Origin of the sequence: Desulfovibrio sp., from assembly GCF_035644575.1 — a bacterium.
Lineage (GTDB): Bacteria > Desulfobacterota > Desulfovibrionia > Desulfovibrionales > Desulfovibrionaceae > Desulfovibrio.
The window spans coordinates 1-8,332 of sequence record NZ_DASQOG010000156.1 but is presented as its reverse complement, the minus strand read 5'-3'; the positions used below and the strand labels follow the sequence as shown (position 1 = coordinate 8,332).

At 62.2% G+C, this 8,332-nt stretch carries 6 protein-coding genes; all 6 read right to left on the bottom strand.

Going from position 1 to position 8,332, the window contains the following annotated elements:
• A partial coding sequence (locus tag VEZ52_RS08960; protein ID WP_324836520.1) for an efflux RND transporter permease subunit occupies positions 1-2,898 on the bottom strand: 2,898 nt, incomplete at its 3' end.
• A gap of 125 nt (positions 2,899-3,023) precedes the next feature.
• On the bottom strand, positions 3,024-3,776 hold the full coding sequence (locus VEZ52_RS08955; protein WP_324836519.1) for a sulfite exporter TauE/SafE family protein: 753 nt from the start codon (positions 3,774-3,776) through the stop codon (positions 3,024-3,026).
• A gap of 7 nt (positions 3,777-3,783) precedes the next feature.
• A complete protein-coding gene (locus VEZ52_RS08950) occupies positions 3,784-4,854 on the bottom strand; it encodes a CobD/CbiB family cobalamin biosynthesis protein (protein ID WP_324836518.1) in 1,071 nt (356 codons plus the stop codon).
• A complete protein-coding gene (locus VEZ52_RS08945; RefSeq protein ID WP_324836517.1) occupies positions 4,851-5,324 on the bottom strand; it encodes a tRNA (cytidine(34)-2'-O)-methyltransferase in 474 nt (157 codons plus the stop codon). Before VEZ52_RS08945 ends, VEZ52_RS08950 begins: the two co-directional genes overlap by 4 nt.
• Positions 5,325-5,399: 75 nt before the next feature.
• Complete coding sequence (locus tag VEZ52_RS08940; protein WP_324836516.1) at positions 5,400-5,930, bottom strand: GNAT family N-acetyltransferase; 531 nt, start codon at positions 5,928-5,930, stop codon at positions 5,400-5,402.
• 283 nt (positions 5,931-6,213) lie between these two features.
• Complete coding sequence (locus VEZ52_RS08935; protein ID WP_324836515.1) at positions 6,214-8,037, bottom strand: hydantoinase/oxoprolinase family protein; 1,824 nt, start codon at positions 8,035-8,037, stop codon at positions 6,214-6,216.
• Positions 8,038-8,332 lie beyond the last annotated feature (295 nt).

Genomic DNA, 8,332 nt, shown 5'->3' with positions numbered 1-8,332 from the left:
CATGATAGGCCGAAAGCGCACATGACAGCCCTGGGTAATGGCCGCCAGCGGGTCAAGGGACGGATCATTCTTCTGCGCTTCCAGTGCGAAATCAAGCATCATGATGGCGTTTTTCTTTACGATGCCAAGCAGCATGATGATGCCCACAAAGCCGTACAGATCAAGCTCCATGCCGAACAGCCACAGGGTCGCCAACGCGCCAAAGCCCGCCGACGGCAAGCCGGAAAGAATGGTGAACGGGTGGATGAAGCTTTCATACAAAATGCCCAGCACAAGATAAATGACCACAATGGCCAGCACAAGCAGCCAGCCCATACCTTTGAGCGAACTCTGAAAGGCCTGCGCAGTGCCCTGCGATTCGGCGGTTACAGTATCGGGCAGCAGCGGGCGCGCCGCCGCCTCTACCGCGCCCACTCCCTGACTGAGCGAAATACCGGGGCGCAGGTTGTACGAGATGGTCACGGACGGGAACTGACCGTTGTGGTTGACCGCGATGGGGCCAACCCCGGTGGAAAGCTTGGCAAGAGTATCCAGCGGCACAAGATCTCCGCTCTTGGAGCGCACATAAAGCCGCGAAAGGGCCGAGCGGTCTTTCTGGAAGGGCTTTTGCAATTCCACAAAGACCGAATAGTCATCCGTAGGCGCGTAAATTGTCGAAACCTCGCGCGAACCGTAGGCCGACTGCAGGGCCAGCTCTATCTGCTGCGGGGTCACGCCCAGAGCTGCGGCGCGGTTGCGGTCAATGGTCACGCGCAGTTCAGGATTCTTGAGTTGCAGGTCGCTGTTGACGTCCTGCAATTCCGGCAACTTGCGCAGGGCATCCTCGATGCGTTGGGCGCTTTCAAAAAGCGAACCCATATCCGGCCCAAACAGCGTGTATTGATACAGGGCCTTGGAGGCGCGGCCGCCAATGCTGATGGTGGGCGGCACACGCACAAATACGCGCATGGAAGGCGAGGTGTTGAGATCCTTGCGCAGCTTCTGGGCCACGGCCTCAATGCCGGGGCGTTTGTCGTGCTCTGCCAGCCGCATGAGCAGGATGCCGTTGTTCATGCTCTGGCTGCCGCCCACAATGCCCACAATGGAGTTGTAGGCCGCCACATGGGTGGATGATTCCAGCATTGGGTCAAGGCTGTGCTGCGCCCGCACCATGCCCTCAAAGGACACGCCCTGCTCCGCCTCGGTACTGGCCTGCAACAGGCCCATGTCTTCCGTAGGCAAAAAACCCTTGGGAATGACCATGCCCAGCCATACTGTCAGGGCCAACAGGCCAAACGAGGCCAACAGGGTAATGCGCCGATGGCGCAACGCCACATCCAGCGAGCGGGCGTACAGGTCGGCCAGGCGATCAAAACATCGTTCGAGCGCGCCGTACAGCCCGCTCACGGCAGGCTTGTGCCCGGCCATGTTCCGCCCCTGAGCCTTCAAAAAATAAGCGCAGAGCATGGGCGTGAGCGTGAGTGAAACCACGCCGGAGCTCAGGATCGCGGCAATGATCACCACCGCGAATTCGCGGAACAGCCGCCCCACAATGCCGCCCATGAACAGCACGGGAATGAACACCGCCGCCAGCGAGAGCGTCATGGAAACAATGGTGAAGCCAATTTCCGCCGAGCCGTCAAAGGCCGCGGTCTGCGGATCCTTGCCCATTTCCTGATGGCGCACGATGTTTTCAAGCATGACGATGGCATCGTCCACCACAAAACCCACGGCAAGGGTCAGGGCCATGAGCGAGAGGTTGTCCAGACTGTAACCCAGCACAGACATGACGGCAAAGGTCGAAATAACCGACATGGGCAGGGCAAGGCTGGGAATGATGGTGGCGGGCAGGTTGCGCAAAAAGATAAATATGACCAGCACCACCAGAAATACCGTGAGCACCAGCGTGAATTTTACGTCCGCCACGGATTCGCGGATGGACTCGGAGCGGTCGTAAAAAACCTCCACCTTGGCGGAGGGCGGCAATTGTTTTTCCAGCGCGGGCAGCAGGGCACGGATCGAATCCACCACCTGCACGGTATTGGTGCCGGGCTGGCGCTCCACGGCCAGCATGATGCTGGCTGCGCCGCCGTTGCTCCAGGTGAGCTGTTTGTCCTGCTTGAAGCTGTCCACCACTTCGCCCAGATCGCGCAGACGCACGGGCGCGCCGTTGCGATAGGCCACCACCGCGTCACTGAAAGCGCGGGCGTTCATAAGCTGGCCCGAAGATTTGATGGAATCGGCACGGTGCGCCCCTTCCAGCGAGCCTGTGGGCAGCATGCTGTTGGCTGCGGCAACAGCATCGGCCACTTCGTCAATGCCAAGGCCGCGCGTGGCAAGCTCGTCCGGGTTCAACTGCACGCGCACTGCGTACTGCTTCTGCCCGTAAATGACCACCTGGGCCACGCCGTCCACCATGGAGAGCCGCTGGCCGATGAGCGTGTCCGCGTATTCATTGAGCACATAGAGCGGCAAGGTGGCAGACGATACGCGCAATTGCAGGATGGGCAGATCTGCGGGGTTCACCTTGCGGAAGCTCGGCTGCACGGTCATGTTGGAGGGCAAACGGCGCTGGGCCAGACCGATGGCCGACTGCACGTCCAGAGCCGCCGCATCGATATTGCGGTCAAGGGCAAACTGGATGGTGATGCGTGTGCGGCCCGTGGAATTGACCGATGAAATGGAATCAATGCCCGCAATGGTGAAGAATTCTTTTTCCAGCGGCGTAGCCACGGAGGAAGCCATGGTTTCCGGGTCGGCCCCGGCAAGCTCGGCCTGCACCTGAATGGTGGGGAAATCCACCGTGGGCAACTGGTTTACGGGCAGATTGCGGTACCCCGACACGCCAAAAAACAGCATGCCCAGCATTATCAGCACGGTGGCCACAGGGCGGCGGATAAAAAGCGCGGCAATATTCATGCGGCCCCCTCGGGGAATGCAATGGACGGAACCCTTGCCTAGCGGCAAAAGGGCAGCCCGGATCCGGTCTGCCCGACAATGTCTATAATGCCTGAAACAGTCGCCTTGCGGCGGACGAAACCCGGTTAAAACATCTTGAGTATGACAGGCTCCAGCTCCCGCACAAGCAGGAACAGCCCAAGCAAACAGCACACGCCGCCTATGAGGGTGCGCAACGTGGCCGTGGCCGTGCGCTTTGCCAGAACAACGCCGCCAGCAAAACCTGCGATTTCAAGGATGCATACTATGGGCAACAGGGCAAAATCCACATGCCCGTCAGCTATATTGCCCAAGGTGCCAAACAGGGCCGTAACCACCTGATACGGCATGGCAAGGCCCACAGCCGTCATGGGGGCAACGCCGGCGGCTATCATCCACGGGATGGTAAGCACCGGCCCGCCAGCGCCGGTCATGCCCGCCAGAAAGCCCGTACTCGCCCCGATGAAAAAAAATCCCGCCCTGCCCTGCCAAAAAACGCTGCCGCCAACCCTTGGGGGCCGCAATACGCAAAAGCCCGCAAACAGGATGATGCCCGCCAGCAAAATCACCAGCGGTTTTGCGTTGATGCTGGCGTTGAGCACGGCCCCTGGCAGAGCCGCGAGGCCGCCGATCATAAAGGGTGTGGCCCGCGACCAGTCCACATGGCCCAAACGGCGGTACATGACGGTTCCCACCAGCGCGATGGGCAAAAAGGACGCCAGAGCCGTCCCCATGGCCTCGTGCGGCTCAAGCCCGCTCAGCAGGATCAGCCCCGGGGGAACAAGAATACCACCCACGCCCGTAAGCCCGACCAGAATACCCACCAGCAGGCATACAACACCTAGCGCTAGTAACAACATATCTTCCTCAAAAATTGGGCAGACTGACCACCAGGAAGCACAGCCAGAGCGTCAGTCCCCCACACAAGGCGCTATAGCGCAAGAGTTCGCAAAGCGCCAGCAAGCGCTTGCTATCCCAGGGCGCGGCCTCGTCCTGCTCCGGGCCAAGCCAGGGTTTTGGCGTCAGCGTGCCGAAGTACACGGACGGCCCGCCCATGCGCGCGCCGCACAACCATGCGCAGACTGTCATGGACCAGCCGGAATTGGGGCTTGGCATGCCCACGGCCTGTCGGGCCACAACCCGAAAACCGGGCCAGCGGCCTTGCCACCGGCGCACGGGCCGCAGCCGAACGGGCAAAAAACGCAGATGCTGCTCGCAGATGGCCGCGCATCTGTCCGCAAGACAGGCCGCGCAGGCCGACAAACGGGCAGGAACGTAGGCCAGCGCATCGTCGCCGCGCGCCCCGGCAAAGCCCAGCCAGCGCCACTTTTCCGTCACGTAGCCCCACATGGAATCGGTTGTGCTCACGGCCTTGTAGCACCACATGGCCACAGGCCCGCCCACGAGCAGCCAGAAAAAAGGAGCCATAAAGGCGTCCGTAAGATTTTCAGAGAGCGTATCCGCCAGGGTTTTGCGCATGAGGGGGCGATCCATGCTGGATGTATCCCTGCTGACCAGCCACGAAAGCGCTTCGCGCGCTTGCGGCTCGTCATAGTGTTCGACCCGGCGCAGCACCTCCTGCCCGGTGCGCAGCAGGCTGCCCAGGGCAAGCCCGGCCCAGGCCAGATACAGGGCCAGCAGCGGCCCAAGCACCGGCAAGGAAACCAGTCCCCATGCCGCAACACCTGTCAGGCCCACAAGCACTGCCAGGGCAACAGCCCCGGCAAAGCGCCCGCGCTGGCGTTCGGCATCCGGCCCGTTCTTGCGCATAAAGAGCCGCGCCGGGGCTTCCAGCCAGTCCAGCAGCTTACCTACCGCGCAGACAGGGTGCCGCCACGGCAGGTCAGGGTCGCCCAACCAGAGATCAAAAATCAGAGCTACGGGAGCGAGCCACCAGCATTCCCACACGGAATAGGGGAACAGCTGCGCCAGACTCACGCCCAGTCCTCCATAAGGCCGGTGCGGGCCAGGGCCATGTACAGCACAATGCCCGCCGAGGTGGACAGGTTGAGGCTGCGCACGCGGCCCTCCAGCATGGGAATACGGATGCGGTAGGGCGAAAGAGCCAGAATTTCCTGCGGCAGGCCGCGCGTTTCCGGCCCGAACACGAGGCAATCCTCCGGCTCAAAGGCAAACTGGTGCGCCGGGGCGCTGACCTGCCCTTTCTTGGCCGAGGTCAGCACAAGGCGCGCGCCCTGCTGCCCCTGCGCCGCAAAGGCGGCCCAATCGGGCCAGACGCGCAGCCGCACGTTGGGCCAGTAATCCAGCCCCGCGCGCTTGAGGTAGCGGTCTTCGAGCTTGAAGCCCAGAGGCTCAATGAGGTTCAGGGTGGTATCCGTGGCGGCGCACAGTCGGGCGATATTGCCTGTATTGGGGGGGATTTCCGGCTCAAAAAGAACTATCTGCATGGTGTAGCTGACTGGTGGTAATAAGGTGAATGGCTCAAACTGGGAGTGCCAGCCGTGTTGCCGTGGCAAACAGACCTATGCCTCCCCCGCGAGGGGCAGGCGCATGCCAACGCGGTTGATCAGGCCGCAGCGCTTTTCTTCTTCAAGAATATCCTTGAGAAACCGGGGCATGTCCGCATCATCCAGCGCCGTGAAGCCCAGGCGGGCGTAAAATGGCGCGTTCCAGGGCACGTGGGTAAACGTTGTCAGATAAAGGGCGGGCATTCTGCGCTGCCGCAAGCGCCCTGCAACCTGCCCGATGAGCGCTGCGCCTATGCCTTTGCGCATGTGGTCGGGGTGCACGTCAATCTGGGCCAGCAGGGCGGCATGATCAATCAGCCGCGCATAGGCATAACCCACAGGATTGCCCGCATGGTCAAGGGCCGCCCAAAGAAGGCCGTCTTGAACAGCTTCATGCAGTTTGTCCACAGGCGTGAAATCGGAACGGATGTGATCCGGTATGGAGCCTTGAGGGAAAATCCCCGCAGCGGCAACTTCGATGGCCGCCAGCAGGGGCACATGACCTGCCGTGGCCTGCTCAATGGTGTATCCCTGAGGACTTTTCATATCAATCCGCCGCGCTTCTCGTGTCACTTTCGGTAAATAGGGGCTTCAATTCTTTGCAACTCACCCCAACAGAGCATGTCTGCACTGAGTGCCTTTTGCTCTCCGCCGAAGTTCTGAACGCCCTTATCTCTTCGTGAGCGGGTGCGCCGTGCGCTGGATTTTTTCTTTCGGCAAGGAAGCTTCGGTTTTCATGCAGGGAGTGTACATTGCGGTACTCGACCGAAATGGAAACCGGAGCTGACGCAGCCGAAAGGAAAAAGACACGCACGGCGCACCCGCTCACCTAGCCTATCTTGGCGGAGAGGCCGGGAACAACCTGACAAACAACGCGAATATCCTTGCTCCCAAAACCTGCGTCATCCAGCGTGGCAAATATGTCGGCCTCAGTCACTTCCACCCGCGCGCCGCTGACGCCAGCCGCCTCCAGCCTTTCGCGCAGCAGGACGCTGGCCCGTTGACGGGCTTCGCTCAGGCTGTAGCCCTTGCCGATGCGCTCGGTCAGTTCCAGCGCCGGGATTGTCAGCACGCAGCGCCCAGTATCGGCGTAGAGTTCCAGCGCGTCTGTGGGCAGGGTCAGGGCCGCGCCCACGGCATTGGCAACATCCGCATGCGGGGGAGTTTCCACGGGCATGTCCAGAGCTGTGGACATGCGCCGGGCAACGCAGGCCGCAGGGCCGCCCACCAGCCACACGTGCTGCGGGCGGGCCTCGCGCACGGCCTTGAGCGCCGCCAGAGTGTAAATGGGACGGGCGTTGATGCCATCGGTCAGGGCGCGGGCTGCAGCGGCCACCTGCGCAAGGGCATCGTCTGCGGCCATTTGGGCCAGAGATTCAGGGGACAGACTGCATTCTGCGGCTAGTGCGGCAATGCCCGCCATGGATGCTGCCACATCACCCGCCACGGCATCCCCGCCATCGATACCCTGCGCACCAGCCCGGTCAACAGCAGAATTCAATACGTTCAGAGCATCCAGCAGGGTGGGCCGTGAACCGCCAAAGGCCATGGCCGGGCCTTCACGCAAGGGGCCGACCTGAACCGGACGCATAGCGCCGGGCGCGGCATCCAGCGTAAGCAGCGAATCGCCGCCCACGCCGATGGAAATCGAAGCCAGAGCGCGCACAAGGGTGCGCCGCCCCTTGAGCAGCATGCCGTCCCTGTCCACCACCGGGGAGCCGTCCACAAAGAGCGCCATATCTGTTGTTGTGCCGCCCATATCGAGCAGCAGGGAACAGCCCTGCCGCATGGTCTTGCTGTCGCCGCACAGGGCGAGCACGCCCATGACGCTGGCCGCAGGGCCGGAAAGTATGGACTGCACCGGCTCCCGGCGCGAAAGCGGCAGCGGCACCGCCCCGCCGTCCGCCTTGAGCAGACGCACTGAGGCTGTAATGCCAGCTTCGGCAAGGGCCGCCTCCACGGCGTCCAGAAATTCATTGTGCAGGCGCTGCACGGCGGCGTTGAAATAGGCGGTAGCCATGCGCCGGGGAAAGTTGAGCCGCCCCGAGAGCCTGTGCCCCACAGTTATGGACATCTGCGGCGCAGCCGACTGCACGGCCTCGCTCATGGCCAGTTCGTGGGCGGCATTGCGGGGCGAGAATTTGCCCACGCAGGCCACGGCGGCAACACCCGCCGCCTCCCATTCCTTGACAGCCGCAGGCAAGGGGGTTGTGCGCAGGGGGCTGACCTCCACGCCCCGGTGATCCAGCCCGCCGGGAACAACGCAGACATGCGCGCCCATTGCAAAACGATGCGGGTCAAGCCCCGGCCCTGCGGAAAGGGCCAGCCCCACTGGATCTGCGCGATCCTGCACCAGGGCGTTGACGGCAAGGGTTGCCCCAAGGGTCACGCGTGAAACAGCGCCAAAATCGCAGTCAGGGGCAGCCTTTGCCAGGGCGGCGAGCACCTCGCGCACAGACGCGGGCAGATTGTCGTGACGGGTGCGCGCCTTGGCGCTGGCCACCAGCCGGGCGGAGGGCAACGCTTCGGCGCCAAATCCATCTGCGCCCGTCCCGTCCGGAACCATTTCTTCTGCGGCGGCATCGCAGGCAAGCAGTACAGCATCGGTATGCGTACCCCCGGCGTCAATGCCCAGCACATATGTTTCGCTCATAATTCCGGCCTCATAAATACTTGTTTGCTGGCCCTGAACATACGGCATCGCCATCCGCAGGGCCAGCCCTTATTATTGGACAGTTTTCAGGCATCCTTACCCGCCCCGCCCGCCGCGCATCCCCCTTGCCTGTTCCATGCGCTCGCTCCATGCGCCCGCAATTGTGGATATTCTTTCTCCCACTGGCGCAATTGCTTGCCATATGCGGTCATTTTCAGTAGATTTTTGCTCTTGCGGCAACCGCCGGGACTGCCCCGGCGCGCCCGCGTCTTATACAGCAGGCTACTGCGGAGGA